The sequence below is a fragment of the Streptomyces sp. NPDC031274 genome (genome assembly GCF_055570235.1).
In genome coordinates this window covers 156301-178959 of the sequence record NZ_JBVIHP010000002.1, presented here as the reverse complement: position 1 = coordinate 178959, position 22659 = coordinate 156301, and the positions used below count along the sequence as shown (strand labels likewise).

23 protein-coding genes and 1 pseudogene are annotated in these 22659 nt (G+C 69.4%); 14 read left to right on the top strand and 10 right to left on the bottom strand.

Annotated features, from left to right (window positions below; all coding sequences use genetic code 11):
• The first annotated feature begins 349 nt into the window (after positions 1 to 349).
• Positions 350 to 556, top strand: a complete 207-nt coding sequence (locus ACZ5CR_RS03795) for a hypothetical protein (protein WP_468853259.1) — start codon at positions 350 to 352, stop codon at positions 554 to 556.
• A 209-nt stretch (positions 557 to 765) separates the two neighbouring features.
• Here ACZ5CR_RS03795 and ACZ5CR_RS03790 read toward each other — a convergent pair whose 3' ends face one another.
• The gene (locus ACZ5CR_RS03790) at positions 766 to 1893 is read right to left on the bottom strand and encodes an oxidoreductase (RefSeq protein WP_468853258.1); all 1128 of its coding nucleotides are present in this window, start codon (positions 1891 to 1893) and stop codon (positions 766 to 768) included.
• Positions 1894 to 2432: 539 nt separating this feature from the next.
• Between ACZ5CR_RS03790 and ACZ5CR_RS03785 the strand changes: the two genes are divergently transcribed.
• Together ACZ5CR_RS03785 and ACZ5CR_RS03780 are read left to right on the top strand one after the other, a co-directional pair.
• Positions 2433 to 3308, top strand: coding sequence for an alpha/beta fold hydrolase (locus ACZ5CR_RS03785; protein WP_468853256.1), 876 nt, complete (start codon positions 2433 to 2435; stop codon positions 3306 to 3308).
• Between the two features lie 11 nt (positions 3309 to 3319).
• The gene (locus ACZ5CR_RS03780) at positions 3320 to 3652 is read left to right on the top strand and encodes an integrase core domain-containing protein (protein WP_468853254.1); all 333 of its coding nucleotides are present in this window, start codon (positions 3320 to 3322) and stop codon (positions 3650 to 3652) included.
• 180 nt (positions 3653 to 3832) lie between these two features.
• Here ACZ5CR_RS03780 and ACZ5CR_RS03775 read toward each other — a convergent pair whose 3' ends face one another.
• The 4 genes from ACZ5CR_RS03775 to ACZ5CR_RS03760 form a co-directional block, all read right to left on the bottom strand.
• A complete protein-coding gene (locus tag ACZ5CR_RS03775; RefSeq protein ID WP_468853253.1) occupies positions 3833 to 4810 on the bottom strand; it encodes a DUF2891 domain-containing protein in 978 nt (325 codons plus the stop codon).
• 163 nt (positions 4811 to 4973) lie between these two features.
• The gene (gene pcp / locus ACZ5CR_RS03770; RefSeq protein WP_468853252.1) at positions 4974 to 5630 is read right to left on the bottom strand and encodes a pyroglutamyl-peptidase I; all 657 of its coding nucleotides are present in this window, start codon (positions 5628 to 5630) and stop codon (positions 4974 to 4976) included.
• Positions 5631 to 5652: 22 nt separating this feature from the next.
• Complete coding sequence (locus ACZ5CR_RS03765; RefSeq protein WP_468853250.1) at positions 5653 to 6612, bottom strand: DUF979 domain-containing protein; 960 nt, start codon at positions 6610 to 6612, stop codon at positions 5653 to 5655.
• A complete protein-coding gene (locus ACZ5CR_RS03760; RefSeq protein ID WP_468853248.1) occupies positions 6609 to 7328 on the bottom strand; it encodes a DUF969 domain-containing protein in 720 nt (239 codons plus the stop codon). Before ACZ5CR_RS03760 ends, ACZ5CR_RS03765 begins: the two co-directional genes overlap by 4 nt.
• A 162-nt stretch (positions 7329 to 7490) precedes the next feature.
• On the opposite strand from ACZ5CR_RS03760, the gene ACZ5CR_RS03755 reads away from it, so the two are divergent.
• Genes ACZ5CR_RS03755 through ACZ5CR_RS03745 form a run of 3 tightly spaced genes read left to right on the top strand, consistent with a single transcriptional unit; the run spans position 7491 to position 9840 of the window.
• Positions 7491 to 8255, top strand: coding sequence for a LamB/YcsF family protein (locus ACZ5CR_RS03755; protein ID WP_468853246.1), 765 nt, complete (start codon positions 7491 to 7493; stop codon positions 8253 to 8255).
• A complete protein-coding gene (locus ACZ5CR_RS03750; protein ID WP_468853244.1) occupies positions 8252 to 8986 on the top strand; it encodes a 5-oxoprolinase subunit B family protein in 735 nt (244 codons plus the stop codon). Before ACZ5CR_RS03755 ends, ACZ5CR_RS03750 begins: the two co-directional genes overlap by 4 nt.
• Positions 8983 to 9840 carry a 5-oxoprolinase subunit C family protein gene (locus tag ACZ5CR_RS03745; RefSeq protein WP_468853242.1) on the top strand — a complete coding sequence of 286 codons (858 nt, stop codon included), beginning with the start codon at positions 8983 to 8985 and terminating at the stop codon, positions 9838 to 9840. The genes ACZ5CR_RS03750 and ACZ5CR_RS03745 overlap by 4 nt, the downstream gene beginning before the upstream one ends.
• Positions 9841 to 9880: 40 nt before the next feature.
• On the opposite strand, the gene ACZ5CR_RS03740 is transcribed toward ACZ5CR_RS03745, so the two are convergent.
• The 3 genes from ACZ5CR_RS03740 to ACZ5CR_RS03730 form a co-directional block, all read right to left on the bottom strand.
• Positions 9881 to 10870 carry an NAD-dependent epimerase/dehydratase family protein gene (locus ACZ5CR_RS03740; RefSeq protein ID WP_468853240.1) on the bottom strand — a complete coding sequence of 330 codons (990 nt, stop codon included), beginning with the start codon at positions 10868 to 10870 and terminating at the stop codon, positions 9881 to 9883.
• A gap of 93 nt (positions 10871 to 10963) precedes the next feature.
• Positions 10964 to 11398 (bottom strand): nuclear transport factor 2 family protein, encoded by a 435-nt coding sequence (locus tag ACZ5CR_RS03735; RefSeq protein ID WP_468853238.1) that lies wholly within the window; start codon positions 11396 to 11398, stop codon positions 10964 to 10966.
• A gap of 13 nt (positions 11399 to 11411) precedes the next feature.
• Positions 11412 to 12401, bottom strand: coding sequence for an aldo/keto reductase (locus ACZ5CR_RS03730; RefSeq protein ID WP_468853236.1), 990 nt, complete (start codon positions 12399 to 12401; stop codon positions 11412 to 11414).
• Positions 12402 to 12553: 152 nt separating this feature from the next.
• On the opposite strand from ACZ5CR_RS03730, the gene ACZ5CR_RS03725 reads away from it, so the two are divergent.
• Together ACZ5CR_RS03725 and ACZ5CR_RS03720 are read left to right on the top strand one after the other, a co-directional pair.
• Positions 12554 to 13447, top strand: a complete 894-nt coding sequence (locus tag ACZ5CR_RS03725; protein WP_468853234.1) for a helix-turn-helix transcriptional regulator — start codon at positions 12554 to 12556, stop codon at positions 13445 to 13447.
• 104 nt (positions 13448 to 13551) lie between these two features.
• Positions 13552 to 14205 carry a hypothetical protein gene (locus ACZ5CR_RS03720; RefSeq protein WP_468853231.1) on the top strand — a complete coding sequence of 218 codons (654 nt, stop codon included), beginning with the start codon at positions 13552 to 13554 and terminating at the stop codon, positions 14203 to 14205.
• Positions 14206 to 14398: 193 nt separating this feature from the next.
• Here the strand turns inward: ACZ5CR_RS03720 and ACZ5CR_RS03715 are convergent, their stop codons facing one another.
• Complete coding sequence (locus ACZ5CR_RS03715) at positions 14399 to 15253, bottom strand: MmyB family transcriptional regulator (RefSeq protein ID WP_468853230.1); 855 nt, start codon at positions 15251 to 15253, stop codon at positions 14399 to 14401.
• A gap of 86 nt (positions 15254 to 15339) precedes the next feature.
• On the opposite strand from ACZ5CR_RS03715, the gene ACZ5CR_RS03710 reads away from it, so the two are divergent.
• Entirely contained in the window at positions 15340 to 16125 is a 786-nt protein-coding gene (locus tag ACZ5CR_RS03710) for an SDR family NAD(P)-dependent oxidoreductase (protein ID WP_468853228.1), read from the top strand.
• Between the two features lie 408 nt (positions 16126 to 16533).
• On the opposite strand, the gene ACZ5CR_RS03705 is transcribed toward ACZ5CR_RS03710, so the two are convergent.
• Positions 16534 to 17391, bottom strand: coding sequence for a helix-turn-helix transcriptional regulator (locus tag ACZ5CR_RS03705; protein ID WP_468853226.1), 858 nt, complete (start codon positions 17389 to 17391; stop codon positions 16534 to 16536).
• A gap of 334 nt (positions 17392 to 17725) precedes the next feature.
• Between ACZ5CR_RS03705 and ACZ5CR_RS03700 the strand changes: the two genes are divergently transcribed.
• The 5 genes and pseudogenes from ACZ5CR_RS03700 to ACZ5CR_RS03680 all read left to right on the top strand — a co-directional run bounded on the left by ACZ5CR_RS03700 (position 17726) and on the right by ACZ5CR_RS03680 (position 22654).
• Positions 17726 to 18670, top strand: coding sequence for an SDR family oxidoreductase (locus ACZ5CR_RS03700; protein ID WP_468853224.1), 945 nt, complete (start codon positions 17726 to 17728; stop codon positions 18668 to 18670).
• A gap of 311 nt (positions 18671 to 18981) precedes the next feature.
• Positions 18982 to 20006 (top strand): annotated as a pseudogene (locus ACZ5CR_RS03695) (integrase core domain-containing protein).
• 246 nt (positions 20007 to 20252) lie between these two features.
• Positions 20253 to 21671, top strand: coding sequence for an MFS transporter (locus ACZ5CR_RS03690; RefSeq protein ID WP_468853223.1), 1419 nt, complete (start codon positions 20253 to 20255; stop codon positions 21669 to 21671).
• Between the two features lie 159 nt (positions 21672 to 21830).
• Entirely contained in the window at positions 21831 to 22244 is a 414-nt protein-coding gene (locus ACZ5CR_RS03685) for a hypothetical protein (protein WP_468853221.1), read from the top strand.
• Positions 22241 to 22654 (top strand): integrase, encoded by a 414-nt coding sequence (locus ACZ5CR_RS03680; RefSeq protein WP_468853220.1) that lies wholly within the window; start codon positions 22241 to 22243, stop codon positions 22652 to 22654. Before ACZ5CR_RS03685 ends, ACZ5CR_RS03680 begins: the two co-directional genes overlap by 4 nt.
• Positions 22655 to 22659: the final 5 nt, after the last annotated feature.

Sequence of the window (22659 nt, the reverse complement as noted above, 5' to 3'; positions counted from 1 at the left end):
GCCGTTCGCTGATGCCACGTGTGCTGTCCTCGGTGCCGCGTGCGCTGTCCTCGACAGGCTTCCGATCCCGAAGACGTCCGGCTGACGGAGCGAGGGGTGTTCACGAGTGCTGACCAATACCTTCGCGGCCCGCCGAAGATCGTTCCCCGAGGCCAGGTCTCGTTCATCGTTTCCAGAGAGGTCAACCTAGATCAGATGAGTACGACTACCGATGCCCGGGGCAGCTGGTGTTGCTGGAGTGGGCCCCATGAAGACGACGCAGAACCCTGTGAAGCGGCTCCCTGCCCTCCACGAAACCTGGTGGAAGGCACCCCTCGTAGCCTCCCTGCTTGGTCTTCCACTCCTCGCGATGGAGTACAGCGTGATCCGGGCCCACGACGGCATGGGCCAATACGGAGTCATGATCTACGGGGCCCTGTCCCTACTTGCCATCGCCTGGGTCCTGCCTCACCGCCGGTCCATGCGGTTGTACCGCATAGTGGCCGCCTCGCTCGCGCTCGGGTGGGTGTTTCTGCCCCTCCTGTTTACGCTGCTCCTGTGGGCGGCGCTGGCCTAGAGCTGAGCTGTGAGAAGCGTTCGAACTGATCATCGCGGTCACGTAGCGAGGGCCGGGAGGGCTTGTCCGCAGCTTCCGCGGCGGGCCGGACCTGTCCCGAACATGGGGTCCCGGCGCCCGACCGACCGGCCCGGGCACCCTCCGCCACATCGTCGAGCGCACCATCTCCTAGCTGCACGCCTTCCACCGCCTGCGCATCCGCTGGGACGTCAGTGGTGAGGCAAGACGAGATGAGCCGCTGTGCCGTGCTCCCCGACGGCCCAGCATCCCGCGCCGGGCGCACAGTTGATGCCCAGGAGGCGAGTACGGTCGAACAGGGTCCAGGATTTCCCGCTGTCGGTACTCACGTCGCTGCCGTTGGGGCCGACCGCCACAGCGGTGCGCCCGTTGCCGGGGACCCAGGCCACGCTGTTGCGGAAGCCGCCAGGTGCGTCACCGAGGGACCAGGACGCCCCGCCGTCGGTGGTGGAAGTCGCCGCACCCAGGTCGATCCCATTGTCCGGGGCGAAATCACCTCCGACCGCCAGACCGTGCCGGGGGTCGCGGAAAGAGAGCGAAGCGATGCTCGATGTCGCGCCGGGGACAGGGGTGTCGGCAGCACTCCATGTCCTGCCGCCGTCACCGGTATGGAACACCTGAGGATTGCGGCCGGTCCCGTCGCGGGTGCCGAACGTCGCGAACCACGCGTTGCGCCGGTCGTGCGCGACCATGCACGTGCCGGTCGCCAGGGCAGAGTCGCCGGGTGTCGCGGCAGGCATACCGTCGGCCGGTGCCGGGCGCCACGTCCGGCCGCCGTCCCTGGTGGCCAGGATCAAAAACTTGCCGTCGACAGGGTCGCTGACCGCGAGACCATTGCGGTCGTCGAAGAACGCCATACAGTCGTAGAAGGCGTCCGGGACCGCGTTGCGGAACACCAGTTGCCAGGTGGCCCCGCCGTCAGCGGTGCGATAGATCCGCGAAGGCTCGTCGCCCTGGGGAAGGGCCAGGACCACGGCGTGATCACGGTCGATCGCCTCGACGTCCCGGAAACTGTCCACGGCGCCGCCCGGCGGGGTGACGTTTGTCCAGGAACGTCCGCCGTCCACCGTGCGCACCACGCTCCCGTCGTTGGTGGCACCGCGGAATCCGCCGCCGACGGCCCACACCGTCTTCCGGTCCACCACGTCGAGTGCGATCAGCGTGTTGCCCGTGGCGGTCGGCGTGAAACGCCAGGACGGCACGCCTGTCTGGCTGGCTGCCACATCCGACTCGGCGGTCACACCAGGAGCGACGAGAGCGACCACGAGTCCGAGCACCACGAAGATCCGGGTGGCGATCCCACGAACAACAAGTCTCATCCCAAGGAGACTGGTTCACTACAGCAGGAACGACCACCCCTGTAACAGGCCATACTGCAGCGCCAGCCGGAGCATCCGACCGTGCGTGATCTTGGTGGCAGTTCAAAGTGCCATGTGTCGTGGGCGAGTTGACGTTTCACCGCCAGTGAATGGGATCATGACGGTCTTCCCGCTTCTGTCAGCAGTGCACCAGTGCACACCGCCCGCCCCGGACAGCAGGACGGCACATGGCAACGCGACTAAGCGCTCCCGCCGGCGTCGAGGGCACCATCCGCCAGGCAGTGCACACCACCGGCCTACGCCGAGCCCGCTACCGGGGCCTCGCGATATCCCATCTCGACCGCGCCGCTCACAGCCACCTCAGTAGGCCCCAACTCAGCCTGGCAGCATGCGAGTTGTAACTGCCCACCAAGATCGCGCAGAACTGCGTGAACATGAAGTCCGTTCCCGCTAGTGCCGCTCCAGGCAACGTTCGCCCGGTACAGGGCTACGGTGAAAGTCGGGTGCGAGACGTCCTGTCCATGGCCATGATGTGGATCATGACTGTGTACGTCGACGTTCCTTCCCGGCTCGGTGAGAGTCGTCTGCCTGATGGACGGTTGCTTGGTTGGGCGGAGTGGGGGCCGTTGGACGGGGCTCCCGTTCTGCTGTGTCCTGGTGCGGCAACGAGCCGGTGGCTCGGCTTCGGCGCAGGGGTCGTTGAGGCGCTGGGAGTGCGCCTTGTCTCTGTGGACCGCCCGGGGCTTGGTGCCTCAACGCCTGCGCCCGGCCGGACCTTCTCCGACTTCGCTGGTGATATTCGGCAACTCTGCGCGCTGCGAGGGCTGGGGCATCCGGCTGTGGTCGGGAACTCACAAGGCGCGCCGTTCGCTCTCGCCTGCGCTCAGGAGGGTGTGGCCTCGGCGCTGGCTGTCGTGTCCGGCGCGGATGAGGTCGCCGCGCCGCAGTTCGCCTCCGCACTGACGGAGGATCTGCGCGGCCTGGTTGAGCGGACCGCGTGCGACCCGGGTGGCGCCGAGGAGTTTTTCGCGGGCTTCACTGCGGATGGGATGTGGGGCATGGTCATGGGCGGGAGTCCAGGGTGCGACCTCGCCGTGTATCAGGATCCTGGTTTCGCGCCTGTTTACCGCAGGGCCTTGGACGAGGGTTTTGTTCAAGGTGCTGCTGGTTACGCCCGCGACACGGTCCTGGCCATGGGGCGGTGGCCGTTCGCTCTCGACGAGATCACTGTCCCGGTCGAGATCTGGTACGGCGAACGGGACATCAGCCACTCGCCCGATAACGGAGCGCTGCTCGCTAGCCGTATCCCCGGTGCGCATCGCCGTGCCGTACCGGAAATCGGTGGCGCGCTGCTGTGGACGCATTCCGAAGCGATCCTCACTTCGCTTCTTGAGAAGGTCACGACCGCCCGGTAGGCGGCCGGCTCATGGCAGTGACCGAACAGATCAGTAACGGAGTCCTATCTGGTTGCTCCGGGGTGCTCACTCCCGTTCGGGCCCCGCGGGCGACCGCGTACATCGAGCGCTGGATCGGCGGATGCCGCCGAGAACTCCTCGACCACATGCTGATCGTCAACGAACGGCACCTGCGCACCGTGCTAGCGGCATACGAAACACACTTCAACACCCACCGCCCCCACCGCGCCCTTGACCAAGCAGCACACCTGAGACCGCTCCCTGACCCAGGAGACCCAGACGGCAAGGTCACCCGTCATGATCTACTCGGCGGAGCAATCCACGAATACACGCAGGTCGCATAGGGCGGCCGAGTTACGGGCGCCCACAACGTCGCGAAGCTCGCGTACACGAACCAGTCGAACCCCTCGCCCATGTTCCCGGCCGAGCCGACCAGGACCTTCTTCCATTGTTCTCGTCCCACGATCGGCACGTTGCGGGAACACTACGAGCTCCCGCCAGGGTGTACGGAACGACGATCACGCCTACGTGCGTTCATAGTGTTCACGTGCGAGTTCGGCGAACGTCGCGAGCCAGTGATCGGTGGTGAAGTCACCGCTCTCGACAGCCGGGAGACCGGCGTCGAGGTGTTCCCGCGCGGCCTTGGCGAGCCGTTCGCGTACGACTCCCTGAGGCAGTGCGTTCGCGATCGCGCGCAGGGCGGCGGCGCGGGAGAGCGCGAGGCCGAGGAGGTGGCCGATCTGCGGGTCACTGTGATCGGAGACGAGGGGTACGTCGAGCAGCGGGCAGGGCTCACCGGTGGCGAGGGCAGGGAGGAAGCGGTCCAGCCAGGCGGCGAACTCCTGGGTGTTCAGCACGCGGCGCATCGCGTCGGCCTCCGTCAGGGACGGCGACAGGAAGTCCTGGCCGGACGGCTCCCAGTGGGCGGGTGCGTCATGGTCGTCGGCGAACCAGCCACGCAGCCGGTCTCGTACGGCGTCGAGGGTGCGGGCATGCAGCCCGGCCCGCTCTCCCGTGTCGAGGATCAGGCCGAGCGCGAAGGCGCTGTTGGGGTGGGCACCGTGGCGCACGGGGTACGTGGCCTTCGGCAGCCAGTCCGTCAGGAGGCGGTCGACCGCGTCCACGGCGGGGGCGAAGGCCTCCGCCCACTGTGTGCCGTGGCACTGCGCCGCGAGCGCGACGAGCCAGGCCCAGCCGTAGGGGCGCTCGAAGCTCGGGCGGGCGAGAAGGTACTCGGCCTCGGTGGCCAGGTGGGCGCGGGTGAGGTGCCGGTCGAGTACGTCGGTGTACGGGGCGGGGTCGTCGAGCGCGGGGAGCGTGCGCACAAGCAGCCAGTGCATGTGGACGGACGAGTGCCAGTCGTAGGCGCCGTAGAAGGCGGGGTGGAGGTCGCTCGGGCGTGGGTCGTCGTCCGGAGAAGTGGTCAGGTGAGCCGTGAAGTTGGGGTATTCGCGGGTGACGTTGGCTGCCGCCAGCTGGGCGGTTTCCTCCGGGGTGAGCATGGGGGTCCTTTCGGTGGGGCGGGGTTGCGGGTGGGGGAAGCTGTGTACGTCGCCGGGTGCGGCTGGTGTGTGGTTGCGTTCGCTCGGTTCTCCGCGTCCCTGAAGGAGCGCGGGGAACTGCGCACACCAGCGTCACGCGCCGACGGCACCGGCCCCGCCGCGGCTAATGCGTCGCCCCCTCGGTCACCCGCAGGTCCTCACGGTTCGGCACTGCGGCCAGCAGCAGCGCTCGGACGCCCTCCGCGACCGTCTCGACGGGGAGGGACGGGGCCGAGCCGTCCGGCACCTGGTCCGGGGCCCACGGAACGTGGACGAAACCGCCCCGGGCCTCCGGGAGTTCCGTGGCCAGCAGGTGCGCGAGGCCGTACGCCACGTGGTTGCAGACGAACGTTCCGGCCGTGTTGGAGAGCGCCGTCGGGACCCCCGCCTCCCGCATCGCCGCCACGCAACGCTTCACCGGCAACGTGGAGAAGTACGCCGCGGGTCCGCCCGGCACCACCGGTACGTCGATCGGCTGGGCCCCGGCGTTGTCGGGGATGCGCGCGTCGTCGACGTTGATCGCCACGCGTTCCACAGTGACGCCGGGGCGCCCGCCCGCCTGGCCGAGGCAGACGACCAGGTCGGGCCGGGTCTCGGCCACCGCGGCCCGCAGCGCCGTCAGCGACTCGCCGAAGACGCACGGGAGCCGGACCGCCGTGACGTCCAGGCCGGCCGGTGGCGCGGCGGCGACCGCCTCCGCCGCCTGCCATGACGGGTTCACGGACTCCCCGCCGAACGGTTCGAATCCGGTGAGCAGAACGCGGGGCGTGGACCCGGACATGCGGACCTCCTTGGAAGGCGGGCTAGAAGGCGAAGAGCGACATGATCACGATGTTGCAGCCGAGGAGCGCGAAGCCCGTCGGCAACTGGGCCTTGATCGGCCCGTACTGGTCCTTCAGTTCGAGGAGTGTCGCCGGAACGATGTTGAAGTTGGCGGCCATGGGTGTGACGAGGGTGCCGCTGAAGCCCGCGAGCATGCCCATCGCGAGGACCGCCGGCTCATTGCCGCCCATCTGCTGGATGAGCACCGGCCAGCCGATCGCCGCCGTCATGACGGGGAACGCGGCGAACGCGTTGCCCATGATCACGGTGAACAGGAACATGCCCACGCAGTACGCGATCACGGCCAGGTACTTGGAGTTGTCCGGCAGTACGGCGTTCGTGATCCTGCCGACCTGGCTGCCGACGCCGGCGACCGCGAAGATCGAGCCGAGGACGGACAGGAGCTGCGGAAGCAGCAGCGCCGAGCCCATCGCCTCCAGCATCGAGCGGCCGGAGTGGATCGGCGTCGACACCTTGCGCTCGCCGGTGACCAGCATCCCGACGACGAGCGCCACGACGCAGCCGACGCCGAGCCCGAGGAGGGTGGCCTGGCCGGTCTCGAAGAGGCCCGATTCGTCGAGGAAGGAGGCGCAGACGATGGCGACCAGCGGGATGGTGAGCGCCGGGATGAAGAGCTTGTTGCCGAGCCGCGCCGCCGACTGCTCGCGCTGCTCCTGCGTGGTGGTGACCGGTTCGCCCTTGCCTATGAAGTTGAACCCGGCGAGTGCGATCAGCGCGAGGACCGCGACGCCGAGGGGTTCGGCGGGCAGCGCTTTCGAGCCGCCCGCGACCCCGGTGCCGTAAGGGAAGGTCAGTCCGAGCAGCCCCCAGAAGGCGCCCGATGTCCAGCGCTTGGGGTTGGTCCGGTCCGTCGCCATCTGCACGGCCATGACGACGAAGACCAGACCGATCAGCCAGTAGAGCCATTCAACCTTGATCACTTAGAGGGCTCCTTCGGCAGCGGGATCTCGTGTTCGGCGACGCCGAGCGCCATCTCGCGCTCCAGCTGCCTGTCGAGGAGCAGCAGCCGGGCGCCGTGGATGACGAAGGCACAGACAGCCAGCGGGATGGCCCACAGGGCGAGCTGGGTGGGTTCGAGGTGCTCGTGGTACGTCGAGTTCACGAATCCGGTGATCAGCAGGATCGAGCCGATCGCGATGAAGCAGTCCTCACCGAAGAAGACGCCGACGGTGTCGGCGGAAGCCGAGTAGGAGCGGACCTTTTCGCGCAGTTTGTCCGGCAGCACGGCCCCCGACTTGCGTTCGGCGGCGGCCTCGGCCATCGGCGCGACGAGCGGGCGCACCGCCTGGGCGGGGCCGCCGAGGTTGTTGAGACCGAAGGCGGCAGTGACCTGGCGGACCAGCAGGTACGCGGTGAGGAAGCGGCCGGCGCTGAGCTTGCCGAGTTTCCCGATGAGCGTGCGGGCCTGTTCACGCAGGCCGTAGCGCTCCAGGAGGCCGATCACCGGCAGCACGATGGCGAAGACGGTGACGGAGCGGCTGTCGGCGAAGGAGGTGCCGAAGGCCGCGAGGATCTCCAGCGGGTTCATCTTGCCGAGCAGCCCGGTGACGATGCCGGCGACGCCGACCACGAGGACGGGATTGCGGCGCGTGACGAATCCGAGGATCACCACGAGCACGCCGAGCAGAACGATCATGCGGCGGCCTTTTCGATGAGGGACGCACTTATGGATGCGGGATGCACGGACCTTAGGGGATCGTTCAACGATCCGACAAGATGTTTCAGGATTCGGACGTCGAAAAGGTGCGGAAAATCTCGACTCTTGTCGGATCGTTGAACGATCCTCTACGTTGATCCCGTGATCCACGACGTCATCGACCTCAATGCCGACCTCGGCGAAGGCTTCGGCCGGTGGGCCCTCACCGACGACGAGGCCCTACTCTCCGTGGTGACCAGCGCCAACGTCGCCTGCGGCTTCCACGCCGGCGACCCCTCCGTGATGCGCCGGGTCTGCGACCTGGCCGCCGAGCGCGGTGTACGGATCGGGGCGCAGGTCTCGTACCGGGACCTCGCCGGTTTCGGGCGGCGCGCGATGGACGTACCGCCGGACGAGCTGGCGGCCGAAGTGGCTTACCAGATCGGGGCGTTGCGGGTGTTCGCCGAGGCGGCCGGCGCCGAGGTGGCGTACGTGAAGCCGCACGGGGCGCTCTACAACCGGACCGTGCGCGACGGAGAACAGGCCCGCGCGGTCGTCGAGGGCGTGCGGCTCGCGGGTGGGGAACTGCCTGTGCTGGGACTTCCCGGGTCTCAACTCTTGCGTGTCACTGAGGAGTTGGGGCTGCGGCCGGTACATGAGGCCTTTGCCGATCGTGCCTACACCCCCGAGGGCACGCTCGTGCCGCGCCGCGAGCCGGATGCCGTCATCGAGGACGCGGACGCCGTGGTGCGCCGGTCCGTCGCGTTCGCGGTGGACGGCGGGGTCGAGGCAGCCGACGGGTCCCATGTCGCCGTCTCCGCGCGGTCGTTGTGCGTGCACGGCGACACCCCGGACGCGGCGGCGATCGCGGCGCGGGTGCGGGTGGCGCTGGAGGGCGCCGGGGTCAAGGTCGGGGCGTTCACGTGAGCATTCGCGTACGGCCTGCCGGGCGGAATGCGCTGCTGGTGGAGTTCGCCGACGCCGAGCACGCGGGGGCGTTCCACGCGGAACTGCTGCGCAGGCGGGGCGCGGGGGTGTTGCCGCCGGTGCGGGAGATCGTGCCGGGGGCGCGGACGGTGCTACTCGACGGAGTGACGGAGCGGGATGCGCTCGCGCGCCAACTGGGCGAGTGGGATGTGCCGTTGGGGGCCGAGGCGGACGGGGACGTCGTGACGATCCCCGTGGTGTACGACGGGCCGGATCTGGCCGAGGTGGCAGGGCTGTGGGGTGTGGCCGAGGAGGACGTGGCCGCGCGGCACGCCTCGTACACGTATCGCGTGGCGTTCTGCGGGTTCGCGCCGGGGTTCGGGTATCTGGCCGGGTTGCCGGAGGAGTTGCATGTGCCGCGGCGGGCGACGCCGCGTACGCGGGTCCCTGCGGGGGCGGTCGCGTTGGCGGGCGGGTATTCGGCGGTGTATCCGCGGGCTACGCCGGGTGGGTGGCAGTTGATCGGGACGATGCCCGATCCCGGGGTTTTGTGGGATGTGGCGCGGGAGTCCGCGGCGTTGCTGTCGCCCGGGACCCGGGTTCGTTTCGCTCCGGCGGGATCGACGCCTCGGGGCGCTGCCCCGGCCTCCGCCGCTCAATCGCCGCAGGGCTTTGACATGCCCGCTGCACCGGCGCCCGCCCCGCGCGAGTCACAGGGGCTTGAGCGATGACCGTGAAGATCACCGTCGTCCGGGGCGGAGCCCTCACCACCATTCAGGATCTCGGTCGGGTCGGGCATGCCCACCTGGGGGTTCCGCGGTCGGGGGCGCTTGACGCGGGTGCGTTGGGGCTGGCCAATCGACTGGTCGGGAACGCGGAGGGCGCCGCCGTACTGGAGACGACCCTCACCGGGTGTGCGCTGCGGCCGGATCGAGGGGTCACCGTGGTCGTGGGTGGGGCGCCCTGCCCGGTCACCGTCGATGGTGCGCCTGCGGCCTGGGGGGTCCCTGTGCACATACCCGCGGGAGCCGTTCTCGACGTGGGTACGGCCAGTGCGGGGGTCCGGTCCTACGTTGCCGTTGCCGGAGGGATCGCCGTCGAGCCCGTACTCGGCAGCCGGGCCACCGATCTGCTCTCGGGGCTCGGGCCCGCGCCGTTGAGCGCGGGGGACGTGCTGCCCGTCGGCGAGGCGCCGGGCGCACAACCCGTGCTGCCGGTGGCGGCGCCCTGGCCCGCTCCCCCGGCCGAGCTCGTCCTGCCGGTGCGGTTCGGGCCCCGCGCGGACTGGTTCACCGAGGCCGCGCGCCGGACCTTCGTCACCGCCGCGTACACCGTCTCGGGCAACAGCAACCGGATCGGGCTGCGTACCGAAGGGCCCGCTCTGGAGCGGGAGTTGGACGGCGAGCTACCCAGCGAGGGCATGGTGCTCGGCGCGGTGCAGGTGCCGCCGGACGGGCGGCCCGTGGTGTTCCTCCACGACCACCCGACGACCGGCGGCTACCCGGTGATCGCCGTCGCGGAGGAAGCGGCTCTCGGCGCGGCGGCCCAGGCGGCGCCCGGCACCCCGCTCCGGTTCACCCTCTAGTGCTGGATTCCTCAGGTTCCGCCGGCGGTGCCGGCGCCGCTCAGGGCGTCATCTCCAGGAGGCCGGCATCGAGGCCGACACGCGGTCGATAGCCGAGGTCGGCGCGGGCGGCGCTGATGTCGTAGGCGCGGTCGCGGCCCATGTTGGCGATCAGCCAGTTGGTGAGCGGGGGCGCGGTGCGTCGGCGGAGCAGGCGGGCGCCGCCGTCCACGAGGGCTGCCATCGGCGCGGCGATCGCCAGCGGGACGCTGCGGCTGTTGGTGACGTCGGCACCCTGGGTGGCCATGAGGGCGGTGAAGAAGTCGCGGATCGTCATGGGGGCGCCGTCGGTGACGTAGTAGGGCGTGCCGTGGCGGCCGCGGGTGAGGGCAAGCACGGCGGCGTCGGCGAGGTTGCCGACATGCACGAAGTCCATGGTGCGGCGGCCCTGGTCGATCCACATCCAACCTCCCTTGCGAGCGGACTCGACCGCGTCGGCCATGGTGGTCATGCCAGGGCCCCAGATGAACGGCGGTCGCAGGATCACCAGGGTCATGCCGGGCGATGCGGCGTCGCGCAGGGCGTTCTCGGTGGCCAGTTTGACCCGGCCGTAGGCGAGGGCGGAGGTGCCGTCGTCGGTGTTCTCGTCGACCACGGCGGCGCGTTGGGTACCGATCGACACGCCGGCGGCGCTGATGAGTACGAACCGGGACACTCCCGCCGCGGCCGCGGCCGCGTGCAGGGCGACGGTCGGCTCGTGGTTGTCGGCACGGAAGCCGGCGTCGTCGCCCCAGAACTCCATCCGGGCCGCGGCGTGCACGACAGCGTCGGCGTCGCGCAGGTGATCGAGCCAGGCCGGGGGAACCGCCGGGCCACCCCGGCCGGCGAGCTCGGCCAGGTCGCCGCGCACCGGCTGCGCCCCGGCCTCGGTCACCTTGCGCACACTCGCGGTGGAGCGGGCCAGGGCGACGACACTGTGGCCCTCGGCACTCAGCCGGCTGATCAGGTGCTGGCCGAGAAAGCCACTCCCACCGGTGAGGAAGACACGCATGAAGGACTCTCCTTGTCGTCAAAGGCAATGTGCCGGTGTATCGAGGTGTCGGTGTGTCGGTGTGCATGCGTCCGGTGCGGGAGCACCGGCGAGTCATCCCAGCGGGATGTTCAGCGTCTTGTGGGCCGCGACCGGGTTGGAGTACTCGGTGAGGCGCCGCACCTGGCCGTCGGCACACTCGAACTTGAACACGTACACGTTCTTGTAGGAGGTGCCCGAGTCGGCGAGCACGGCGTCACCGACGGCCTCGACGAACACCACGTCGCCGTCCGCACCGGCGGTGACGCGCCGGTCGGACAGGGCACGGCGGCTGACCTGCCGCAGAAGGCCGGCGAAGAACCCCAGTACCTCGTCCTTGCCGGTGAGGACGACGGCGGGCTCGACACCGCCGTCGAAGGACATCGCCAGGACGTGCACGACATCGGCGGCGAGGACGTCTGCCATTCCTGCCATGTCGCCGGCCTCGAACGCCTCGAAGTAGGTGTCGGTGGCCGCGAGGGAGCCGGCGCGGATCTCTTCAGGGGACATGTGTACTTTCTCCTCAGCCCAGGAGCTCGGACAGGGCGGCGGACGCGTCGAGACTGCCGCGCGCGGCGCGGTCCGGGACCGCCTTCTCGATCCGGGCGAGGTCGTCCTCGGTGAGCCGGATCTCGCTCGCGGGCAGAGCCTCGGCCAGCCGGTCGCGGGTACGGGCGCCCACCAACGGCACGATGTCGTCGCCCTGGGCGGCCACCCAGGCGATGGCCAGCTGGGCGACGGAGCACTCCTTCGCATCGGCGACCTGGCGCAAGGCCTCCACAAGGGTGAGGTTGTGCTCCAGGTTCCCGTCGGCGAACCGCGGGTCGAAGGCGCGCCAGTCTCCGGGGCCGATGGAGGTGCCGGCGCTCCAGCGTCCGGAGAGCAGGCCCCGGCCGAGCACGCCGTGCGCGGTCATGCCGATGCCGAGTTCACGCAGCGTGGGCAGGACGTCGGCTTCCACGGTCCGCGTCAGCAGCGAGTACTCGACCTGCAGGTCGCTGATCGGATGCACGGCGTGAGCGCGTCGCACGGTGTCGGCGTCGACCTCCGAGAGCCCGATGTGGCGCACGTGCCCGGCTTCGACCATCTCCTTGATCGCCCCCACCGTCTCCTCGATCGGCACCGCCGGGTCCAGCCGCGCCAGGCGGTACACGTCGACGTGGTCGGTGCCCAGGCGGGTCAGGGAGTGGGCGAGGAAGTTCCTCATCCCCTCGGGGCGGCCGTCGATACCGGTGTACGCGCCTCCGGGGGCGGTGAGCATGCCGAACTTCACGCTCAGCCGATAGCTGCCGCGCTCCCTGCCCCGCAACGCCTCGGCCACCAGCAGCTCGTTGTGACCGGAGGCGTAGAAGTCAGCCGTGTCGATCAGGGTGAGGCCGGCCTCCAGCGCGGCGTGCACGGTGGCGACGCTCTCGGCACGGTCGGCCGGGCCATAGGCGCCGGACATGCCCATCGCGCCGAGACCCAGCGCGGAAACGGTCGGGCCGGTGGTGCCCAGGGTGCGTGTCTGCATCGTGTTCTCCTTCTCGTCGGGCCGACTTGACGGAGTTCGCTCGTCGGCCTGCCGCCGACTCTGCTTCGGTTCCGGGCGGGGCGGAAGAGGAGCATGTGTCATCGGAGTGCCACTCCCTGGTTGAGGAGTCACCCCAGTGCGACGATGGGCTCATGGAGCGCGATCAACTGGCGGACTTCCTGCGTCGTCGCCGCGAGGCGATCCACCCGGGCGAGGTCGGCCTGCCCACGGGACCTCGCCGCCGTAGCAGCGGCCTGCGCCGCGAAGAGGTGGCGATGTTCGCCGGGATATCGGTGGACTACGTGGCACGCCTGGAGCAGGGCCGCAGCAGTCAGCCTTCGACGCAGCTGCTCGGGGCGCTGGCTCGCGCGTTGCGGCTGTCCGACGACGAACGCGAGCATTTGTTCTATCTAGCGGGTCATCAGCCACCGCCTACCGACGGTCCCGCTCAGCTGGCCCGCACCGGCCTCGTGCGCATGATGGACCTGCTCACCGGCACTTCGGCGGTGGTCCTGTCCGACCTGGGGGAGGTTCTCGCCCAGAACCCGGCGTCCCTGTTGCTGATGGGTGACCAGACCGCGTTCACCGGCGACCGGCGCTATCTCGTGTACCGCTGGTTCACCGATCCCGCTGCCCGCGCCTCGCACCCGCCCGGCGAGCACGAGCGCCACGCCCGTGAACTCGTGGCCGACCTGCGCGCGGCCGTCGGCCGCCACTCCGGCGATCCCGCCGTCACCGGGTTCGTCACGCGGCTGCGGGCGGCGAACAGCGACTTCCGCCGGATGTGGGCCGAGCACCAAGTGGCGGTCAAACGAACGGATCGCAAGCTCCTGATCCATCCGCGCGTAGGTCACCTGCTCATGGATGTCGAGACGCTCGTCGGCGTCGACCACCGTCAGCGGCTGATGGTGCTCACCCCCGCCGACAAGGAGACCCGCGAACGACTGGAGCTTCTGCGGGTGCTCGGCATCCAGGAGTTCACCCAGTCGCGCGAGACCTCCCCCGAGGGTGACGTCGCCGACCCCCGACTCCACCAGGAGCCCTGACAGGGCCCTGTTCGTGCCGATGACCACGTCCGAGCAGTGTGCCTGCCGAAAATGTCATCCACGCAGATCAGGAGCGTCATCGACGGTGCGGCAGGAATAGTTTCGTGTTGCTTCGTCTCGCCTACCTGACCGTCACCAACCTGTTCGCCGCACCGCGATTGCTACCGATGAGCGACCGCGACAAGGACGCGGAAGTCCTCGCCCTACGCCACAAGCTCACCGCCCTGGCGCGACAACTCGGCACGGACCGCATCAAGTTCACTCCCGAAGACCGGGCGATCCTCGCCGCTCTGCTGATCCCCCTGCTCCGCAAGGCCCTGCGTCGAATCCGGTTACCCGTTCGCCGCCTCGTCAACGGGAAGCTTCCGGCCCTGCCGCGCATCGGGTGGAACGTCGTCGATGTGCGTGATGTCGCCGAGCTGCACATCCTGGTCCTGGCCATGACGCACGCTTCCGCCGCCGGGGAGCGCTTCCTTGGGTCCGGCACCTTCCTGTGGTGCGCGGACATGGCGCGGATCATCCGCGACGGGCTGCCTGCCGGAGGCGAGAAGGCGCCTACGCGGCGGATGCCGGACCTCGCCGTGAAGCTCCTTGGCCGCTTCAACTCGCGGATGGCGATGGCGCGCCACGAACTGGGCCGCAAACGACTCGTCGACAGTTCCAAGGCGCACAACATCCTCGGATGGAAGAACCGGGAGGTGAACGAGACGATCCTCGACACCGCCCGCGCGATCCTCGCCGTCGGCGCCGGGAAGTAACGCGACTGCCTCGGAAGCTCACGCCGAGTTCGCGAGGTCCGGATCGCGTCTCCGCAGGCGGAGCGCCCTTTCCCAGGTCCTGATGAAGCCAAGTAGCCCCAGCGGAGACTCCACTCCCCGTTCGGAATCCAGCGTTCAAGGACAGTGGTGAAGTACCGCACGCTCGGGCACTACTGCGCCCGAGCGGCGGGCGTCAGGGGTGGTACTGGGTGGCTGAGGTTCCCAGGACGTCCAGCAGAGCCAGTGCGTCCGCGTCCGGGGAGCCCTGGGGGGCGCTGTAGAGGACGAGGTGCTGGTCGCGTTCGGTGAGTGCCAGGGAGTCGCAGTCGACGGTGACCGGTCCGATGGCGGGGTGGTTGAAGGATTTAGTGAAGGTGGGTGCGGCCTGCACGTCGTGGCGGTCCCACAGGTGGGCGAAGTCGGGGCTGCCGTGCCGCAGTTCGTCGACGAGTCCTGTTACGGCGGGGTCGGTGGGGTAGCGCGCGAGGGCGGCGCGCAGGCTCATGACCGCCTGGTGGCGGAACTCGGTGAGGTCGGCGATTCCGTAGAGCGCTGCGGTGGTGGGCCTGGGATGGAGGAACACCTTGCGGGCGAGGTTGCGGTCGCGGGGGTCGAGTGCGGCGAAGTCCTCTATGAGGGCGGCGGCCAGGTCGTTCCAGGCCAGGACTTCGAAGGTTACGGACATGACGAAGCCTGCGGTGCGGGGCAGCCGTTCCAGCAGGGCGAGGATGCTGGGGCGCACGTCGCGCCGGTGCAGGCGGGTGCGGTTGGGCGCGGTGCCCGCCAGACGGTGCATGTGGTCGCACTCGGCGTCATTGAGCAGGAGCGCGCCGGCAATGGCCGCCAGGATGTCGCCGGAGGGCCGGGAGGCGGCCCGGCCCTGTTCGAGGCGGACGTAGTACTCGGTGGAGATATGGGCCAGTACGGCGACCTCCTCGCGGCGCAGGCCCGGCGTGCGGCGGCGCGGGCCCGAGGTCAGGCCCACGTCTTGGGGCCTCAGGCGCTCGCGGCGGTTGCGCAGGAACGTTCCCAGCTCGTGCTTGTCCATACACCGAGTCTGCACGCCTCGCTGGGCGGGATCCTGGTTCGACTTGTGCCTGTATACGGCAGTGGCTGGCGGCGAACACTTGCAGCATGAGCAACCACACCTACACCACGCCCATCGGCCTGCTGAACGGCAAGGTCGTGTTCGTCACCGGCGCCAGCCGCGGTATCGGGGCCGCCGCGGCGCGCCTGTTCGCGCGGGAGGGCGCGAAGGTCGTCCTGGCCGCCCGCAGCACCGACGCCCTCGACCGAATCGTCACCGAGATACGGGCCGCGGGAGGAATCGCCGACGCCGTTGCCTTGGACCTGGCCGACCGCGCGAGCGTCCTGGCCGCCGTCGACCGCGTCGAGCAGCTTTACGGTCGGCTGGATGGTGCGTTCAACAACGGGGCGGCCCCCCAGCGTCAGTTCGGCCCGGTCGATGCCACCAGCGAGGAGGACATCGACGAGCAGTTCACGGTGAATTTCCGCGCCCACTGGACCGCGATGAACGCCGAGGCCACGCTCATGCGCCAGGGCGGCGGCGGGGCGATCGTGAACACCTCCAGCATCGGCAGCCGGCGCGCCAATCCGGCGCTTCCTGCCTACGGGGCGATGAAGCGCGCACTGAACAGCCTCACCGAGACGGCCGCGGTCAACTGGGCCCCGGCCGGGATCAGGGTGAACGCCATCACGCCGGGCGGCACCTCCACCGAGATGATCGACACCTGGGAGAAGGCCACCCCTGGCATCGTCGAGCAGATGACCGCTTCGATCCCGCTGGGCAAGATGGCCGACCCCGAGCAGATCGGCGAGGCGGCGGCCTGGCTCCTGAGCGACCGCGCCTCGTACGTCACCGGCGCGATCCTGCCGGTCGACGGCGGCGCCGGCGCCTGACCACGGTCGCGGCTGCTCCCAACGCGTCGCGGGAGTTGTTGACGACGACGTTCGCGCCGCGTTGTCCCAGCCGGATGGCGATGCCGCGCGTAGCCGATGCAAGGCTCCTGACCCGTGCCCGGGCCGCGGACGTAGCGCGGAGCGATGTCGATGGCGTCGATTTGTTTTCTGGCCAACGCCCTGGCCGAGGCTGCGATCGACGAGCTGATCCGAGACCCCGGCCGGGCAGGGGCGCTGGTAGCCATGCTCGCTCGGCTCGGCGATCAACCCTCGCTCGCACCACGTCCGATCGCCTCTTCGAGGTTGTCGCGAGCACGATTCTGACAACTGCAAGGAGCAGCGATGCCGAGGAGGAACATCGCCCTCGGGCCTGCAGATGAAACCGTCTCGCTGCACGGACGGAGCCCCTCAGCGCAGCGCCTGTGCTCCTATGACGGACAGCAACTGCAACTTCTCGTAGCTCTCGCTGCCGGGAACGGCGGTGTAGACGAGCAGTAGCTGCGACTGGTTCGGATCGAGCAGCGTCTGACAGGTCAACTCCAAGGCGCCAACCTCGGGATGGATGAAGTGCTTCACCTCGTGGGGGCGGATGCCGATCTCGTGGAGGTCCCACACCTGACGGAACTCTTCGCTCTGTGCGCGCAGCAGGTCGGCGTAGTGGGCCGCGCGCGAACCGGAGCCCCGCAGTGTGGCCACCTCGCGCAGGCCCGAGGCGAACATGCGGGTGAGGAACGCATGGTCTTCGGGGGCGTAGAGCTCTCGTGTGGCGGGGTCGGTGAACCATCGGTAGCCGATGCTGCGGGCCGGGCCGCCGTAGGCGGTCAGGTCGCCGGTGAGCGCAATGCCGGGCGGAGTCTGGCGAAGCGTTTCGCCGAGCTCGGTGACGATCTCCGCGGGGGTGTCGTGCAGGCGGTCGAGGATGCGCAGCAGCCCGGGGCTGATGTGCTCGCCTCCGAAGCCGCGCGGGGGTGAGGTGTGTCCGGCGAGCCGGAACAGGTGGTCGCGCTCGTCGAGGGAGAGGTGCAGTCCCTGCGCGATGGCGGCGATCATCTGCTCGGACGGCTGGGGTCCGCGCTCCCGTTCGAGCCGCGCGTAGTAGTCGGTCGACATGTGGCACAGGGAGGCCACTTCCTCCCGCCGCAGCCCGCTGGTCCTGCGGCGTCGTCCACGCGGGAGGCCGACGTCCTCGGGTTGCAGCGACTCCCGGCGGTTCCGGAGGAACTGCGCCAGTCCGGTCCGATCGATCACCGTGTGCGCCTCCGTCATCGTGCATGTCCGCTTCGATACTCATTTCTACCGCCCGCGCATCCCACCAGCCACGGATTGTCGATCCCCCCTTCACGAGTTGCCCCCGCTACAGCGCCATCCGAGGCTGAATGCCGTACCCCCTCGTGAAAGGGCGGGGGCATGACTGATTCTCACCGGGAAGGTCGCGGTGGTCACGGGCTCGGCGTACGGGATCGGCAGGGTCGTAGCCGTGGGCGGGGCGATCCCATAACCGGAGCCTGGACTTCTCGATCAGTGGATCGAGCAGCCCTGAACAGCGCCGTCGTCTTCCACGAGGGTGGAGGCAACGACACAACTTCCAGGAGTGGGCCACATGCCACGCACACCCATCGACATCACCGTCCCCGACCTGTCCGGCAGGCGCGCCGTCGTCACCGGAGCCAGCGACGGCATCGGGCTCGGCATCGCCACAAGGCTTGCCGCGGCCGGAGCCGAAGTGCTCCTGCCCGTTCGCAACCCACGCAAAGGCGAGGCCGCGATCTCCACGATCCGTCAGGCCACCCCTCATGCGAACGTGTCGCTGAGCGAGCTCGACCTGTCCTCACTCGCCTCCGTCGCGGCCCTCGGCGAGACCCTGCGAGAGGAGGGACGTCCGATCCACCTCCTCATCAACAACGCCGGCGTCATGACTCCGCCCGGCCGACAGACCACCGCCGACGGGTTCGAGCTTCAGTTCGGCACCAACCACCTCGGCCACTTCGCCCTCGTGGCCCACCTGCTGCCGCTGTTGCGCGCAGGCCAGGCACGCGTCACCTCACAGGTCAGCGTCGCGGCGAATCAGGGCGCCATCAACTGGGACGACCTGAACTGGGAACGCTCCTACGACGGCAGGAAGGCATACAGCCAGTCGAAGATCGCGTTCGGGCTCTTCAGCCTCGAACTCGACCGGCGCAGCCAGGCCAATAGCTGGGGCATCACGAGCAACCTCTCCCATCCCGGCGTCGCCCCGACGAACCTGCTCGCCGCCCGCCCCGAGGTCAGCCGCGACAAGGACACCCTGAGTGTTCGCCTGATCCGGGCGATGTCCGCCCGCGGCATCCTCGTCGGGACGGTTCAGACCGCGAAGCTCCCCGCCCTCTACGCGGCCGTCTCCCCCGACGCCACGCCCGGCGGCTTCTATGGACCCAGCGGGCCCGGACACCTGGGCGGCCCTCCCGGGGAGCAGAAGCTGTACAGCCGGCTGCGTGGCGTTGACGAAGCCCAGCGGGTCTGGCGCATCTCCGAAGAGCTCACGAAGGTTCCCTTCCTCAACGGTTGAGAAGCTCGACGCTTCTGCATCCGTGGTTCGCCGCCGCCTTCCTGACCTCGGCATTCGTAGGCCGACGACGGTTGCACGGGTGATGGGGAGGTCGTCTGCGGCTTCCCGAAGGCTGCGGGTATGGGCAGCTACCGCGAACCGGGTCAGACATTGACGGGACCAAGACCAGGTGAGGGCGGAACGCAGGAGTTCGGGGGCTGTGTCAGCCCTGTGGGTGCCGAATAAGCATCCGGCCTGGTCGGAGGCGTGATTGGCGATCTCATGTGCGGCCGGTGATCCGGCGGGAGTACGGGCTGGCATGTTGATCGGTTGTGCTGCTGCGTCTGGTCTACCTCGCCGTCACGAACACGCTCTCGCTCATACGTCTGCTGCCGATGTCCGAGCGCGAGATGGAGACCGAGATCCTGGTGCTGCGGCACCAACTCGCGATCCTGCAGCGCCAGAGCGCCAAGCCCACGTTCACCGCGGAGGACCGCTTCGTCCTCGCCGGCCTGCTCCACCGGTTGCCGGTGGAGCAGCTGCGGCCTGCACTTGCTGGCGCGGCCGGACACGATCCTGCGCTGGCACCGCAATCTGCTGAAGCGGCGTCACGCCGCCGGATGCGTGCCGCGTCGGCGGGGGCGGCCCCGCACGGTGCGCTCCGTTCGGGCCCCGGTGCTGCGCCTGGCGAGGGAGAATCCGAGTTGGGGCTATCGGAGGGTGCACGGGAAGCTGGCGGCCCTGGGCATCCGGGTCGCGGCCTCGACCGTGTGGGAGTTCTTCAAGGAGCACGGTATCGACCCCGCATCCGAGCGCGAGCACACCACCTGGGCCGCCTTCCTGCGCGGCCAGGCCGAGGCCATTTCGGCCTGCGACTTCATCGAGACGCGCACTCTGGCCGGAGCGCGCCTGTACGTCTTCGCCGCGATAGAACATGCGACCCGGCGCGTCCGGGCCCTGGGGGCCACCGCGCATCCGACGGCGTTTCGTGATCCGCGACCGGGACTCGAAATTCACCGCCTCGTTCGTCGCCGTCCTCGCGGACGCGGGGATCGAGGTCGTACTCAGCGGCATCCGAACGCCCAGGATGAATTCGATCATGGAACGGTGGGTGCAGACTTGCCGACGCGAGTTGCTGGACCGGACCTTGATCTGGAACCAGCGCCATCTGCTGCACGCGCTAAGTGAGTTCGAGCAGTTCTACAACGGGCACCGCCCTCACCGGACGCTCGGCCAAGCCGCGCCGCGTCGAGTTCTACCCGAACCGGTCACAGACCCGGAGCGGATAACCTCTCTCAGTGTTCGCCGACACAACCGACTCGGTGGCATCCTTCACGCGTACCGACATGTCGCCTGACCAGCACGGATGATTTATCGGCACCCGCACCCACCGACGTGGCACATGGGACTTCCCGTGGGCAGCCCTACCATCCCGGTCCCCACTTCTTCATCCCCTCCTCTCCCGCAGCGGCGCTCCGTGTTCAGGAGCGCTCTTCGGCTGCGACCTCCCCCTCACCACCAGCGTCTCGTGCCACCGCACTGCCGTGCGGCGGCAGCAAGGACCATCCCCGAAGGGGCCGACCGTGAGGAGAAGTGGGCAACCATGAGCAAGGGCGCGACTTTGAGGGACGGTGCCGGCGGCGCGACGGCGCCGCCCTTCGCCACCCGGCGATGGGCACTCCTCGCCATGTCCGTGGGTGTGTTCTGTATCCAGCTCGACTCGTTCGGCCTGAACCTCGCCCTGCCGCAGATCGGCCGCGACCTGCACGCGGGCGGAGCCGGTCTCCAGTGGGTGATCAGCGCGTACCTGCTGTCCACCGGCACGCTGATGCTGGGGGCGGGACGGCTCGGCGACCTGTTCGGCCGACGGCGGTTCCTGGTCGCGGGGCTAGCCGTGTTCGGCGCGTCCTCGCTGGTCTGCGCGCTCGCCCCGACCCTGCCCGTCCTGGTGGGTGCCCGGGTGGCCCAGGGCGCCGGGGCCGCGATGATCATGCCGGTGGGGCTGTCGCTGCTGACCAACGTCTACCCGGCGGGACTACGCGGCCGTGCCACCGGCTGGGCCCTCGGCATCGGCGGGATCGCCACCGCTTGCGGCCCGTTCATCGGCGGTGCCCTGACCGAGTCGGTGTCCTGGCGTGCCGTGTTCTGGCTCAACGTGCCGATCGCCGTACTCGGCGCGGTCTGTGCCTCTCGTACCGCCGAGAGCTATGACACCAGTACGCCCCGCAACGTCGACTGGAGTGGCCTGGCCGGTGCCACGGCCGCGCTTGCCGCGCTCTGCGTCGTCATCGACCGCGGACCGCACTGGCCGTGGCCCGCCGCTTCGGCGGGCGTGACCGTCGCGGCAGCCCTGCTCATCCTGTTCGTACGGCGCGAGCGGGCCGCGGCTCATCCGCTGGTGGAGCTCAGCCTGTTCCGCAACGGGCCGTACATGGCGCTCACCCTGGCCGGTGCCGCGGCCAACACCACCACCGTGATGTTCTTGTTCGTCGTACCGCTGACGCTCCAGGGCCAGTGGGACCTCTCGGTCGTCCTCGCGGGCACCGCGTTCCTCGCCCCCGCGCTGGCCATGGCGCTCGCCGGACCGCTCGCCGGGCGAGTACCGCCACGGGCCGCGGTACGGCTGATGGCGGGCTGCCTGTGCGGGGGAGCGCTGGTCCTGGCGTGCCTCGCCCGGACCTCCTCCCTCACCTTGTACGTAGCCGTCGCCACCGTGGGCGGCGCGGTCCTCGGAGTGGCCAACTCACTGACGCTCATCGCCACCCAGGCGGTGATCCGGCCGGAGCGGGCCGGGGAGGCGTCGGGAGTCACCAAGACGGTCATCACCGTGGCCGCCGGCCTCGGCATCGGACTGGCCGGTGCCGTCACCGACCAAGACCGCGGCGTGGGCTCGGAAGCGGCCGCCGACACGGCACTGCTGATCACCGCAGCGGGCTGTCTGACCGCGTGTGTGGTCCTCGCCGTGTGGATCATGCTGTGGGAGGGCGCGGTGCGGGCCGGGGCGGGGGAATCGGGGGGATGACTCAGTTCCGCGGACGGTACGTCGCGGAGCCGTAGCCGGATCGGGGCCGTAGCCCGGCTCTCAAGTTCCCCCGCGGCCATCCTATGAGGTTCCCGTACTCGGAACATCCGATGACCTGCACTTTCCGACCGACGGAGCCATCCGGCAAGATCACGTTTCATGGCACTGCGGCTGCTCTACCTGATCTTCGCCCGGCTGCTCAACGGGCTGGCCCCGCTCGGCCGCTCCGGCCGAGCCAAGGAGATCGAGATCCTCGCACTCCGCCACGAGGTCGCCGTGCTACGCCGCCCTATGCCCAAGCCCCGCATGTCGTGGGCCGACCGCGCCCTGCTGTCCGCACTATCCCGCCGACTTCCGGCACGACTGCGCCGCCATCGTCCTGTCACCCCCGCGCCCCTGCTCGCCTGGCACCGCCGCCTGGTGAAACGCACCTGGCGCCATGCGACCCGCAAACCCTGTGAGGCTCAAGAACACGAATGGCCGTCCCACCACTTCGGAGCCCCTCGCCGCAAAGAACCGGGAGTACAGGACTCTGAACAGCGGCTCTGCCGCGTCTGGGATCATGTTTCGTGATCCTGTCCACGGTGTACGCCGTCACCCGCCGCCCGCTGTCGCTGCCCGCGTTGCTGCTGCGGCCTGGCGTCACGAAGGACGCGGAATTGCTGGTGCTGCGCCACGAAAACGCGGTCCTGCGCCGACATGTCCCACGCCTACACTACGAACCAGCCGACCGCCTGTGGTTCACCGCGCTCTCGCACCTGATACCGCGCCGCCGCTGGTCTCAGGTCTTCCCCATGACGCCGGCCACGCTGCTGACCTGGCACCGCAAACTCGTCGCGAAGAAGTGGGACTACAGCCAGCGTCGCCGCCCCGGGCGGCCGCCCACGGGCCCGCAGCCAAACCCTGATCTTGCGCGTGGCGGCCGGGAACCCGGGATGGGGCCGTCGGCGCATCCACGGCGAACTCACCCGCCTCGGCCATAAGTTGG

What these genes read in the sequence shown, in the direction of transcription:
- ACZ5CR_RS03795 (WP_468853259.1), top strand. Translation starts at nt 350, where the DNA reads ATGGAGTACAGCGTGATCCGGGCCCACGACGGCATGGGCCAATACGGA.
- ACZ5CR_RS03790 (WP_468853258.1), bottom strand. Translation starts at nt 1,893, where the DNA reads ATGAGACTTGTTGTTCGTGGGATCGCCACCCGGATCTTCGTGGTGCTC.
- ACZ5CR_RS03785 (WP_468853256.1), top strand. Translation starts at nt 2,433, where the DNA reads ATGACTGTGTACGTCGACGTTCCTTCCCGGCTCGGTGAGAGTCGTCTG.
- ACZ5CR_RS03780 (WP_468853254.1), top strand. Translation starts at nt 3,320, where the DNA reads ATGGCAGTGACCGAACAGATCAGTAACGGAGTCCTATCTGGTTGCTCC.
- ACZ5CR_RS03775 (WP_468853253.1), bottom strand. Translation starts at nt 4,810, where the DNA reads ATGCTCACCCCGGAGGAAACCGCCCAGCTGGCGGCAGCCAACGTCACC.
- pcp (WP_468853252.1), bottom strand. Translation starts at nt 5,630, where the DNA reads ATGTCCGGGTCCACGCCCCGCGTTCTGCTCACCGGATTCGAACCGTTC.
- ACZ5CR_RS03760 (WP_468853248.1), bottom strand. Translation starts at nt 7,328, where the DNA reads ATGATCGTTCTGCTCGGCGTGCTCGTGGTGATCCTCGGATTCGTCACG.
- ACZ5CR_RS03745 (WP_468853242.1), top strand. Translation starts at nt 8,983, where the DNA reads ATGACCGTGAAGATCACCGTCGTCCGGGGCGGAGCCCTCACCACCATT.
- ACZ5CR_RS03740 (WP_468853240.1), bottom strand. Translation starts at nt 10,870, where the DNA reads ATGCGTGTCTTCCTCACCGGTGGGAGTGGCTTTCTCGGCCAGCACCTG.
- ACZ5CR_RS03735 (WP_468853238.1), bottom strand. Translation starts at nt 11,398, where the DNA reads ATGTCCCCTGAAGAGATCCGCGCCGGCTCCCTCGCGGCCACCGACACC.
- ACZ5CR_RS03730 (WP_468853236.1), bottom strand. Translation starts at nt 12,401, where the DNA reads ATGCAGACACGCACCCTGGGCACCACCGGCCCGACCGTTTCCGCGCTG.
- ACZ5CR_RS03725 (WP_468853234.1), top strand. Translation starts at nt 12,554, where the DNA reads ATGGAGCGCGATCAACTGGCGGACTTCCTGCGTCGTCGCCGCGAGGCG.
- ACZ5CR_RS03715 (WP_468853230.1), bottom strand. Translation starts at nt 15,253, where the DNA reads ATGGACAAGCACGAGCTGGGAACGTTCCTGCGCAACCGCCGCGAGCGC.
- ACZ5CR_RS03710 (WP_468853228.1), top strand. Translation starts at nt 15,340, where the DNA reads ATGAGCAACCACACCTACACCACGCCCATCGGCCTGCTGAACGGCAAG.
- ACZ5CR_RS03705 (WP_468853226.1), bottom strand. Translation starts at nt 17,391, where the DNA reads ATGACGGAGGCGCACACGGTGATCGATCGGACCGGACTGGCGCAGTTC.
- ACZ5CR_RS03700 (WP_468853224.1), top strand. Translation starts at nt 17,726, where the DNA reads ATGCCACGCACACCCATCGACATCACCGTCCCCGACCTGTCCGGCAGG.
- ACZ5CR_RS03690 (WP_468853223.1), top strand. Translation starts at nt 20,253, where the DNA reads ATGAGCAAGGGCGCGACTTTGAGGGACGGTGCCGGCGGCGCGACGGCG.
- ACZ5CR_RS03685 (WP_468853221.1), top strand. Translation starts at nt 21,831, where the DNA reads ATGGCACTGCGGCTGCTCTACCTGATCTTCGCCCGGCTGCTCAACGGG.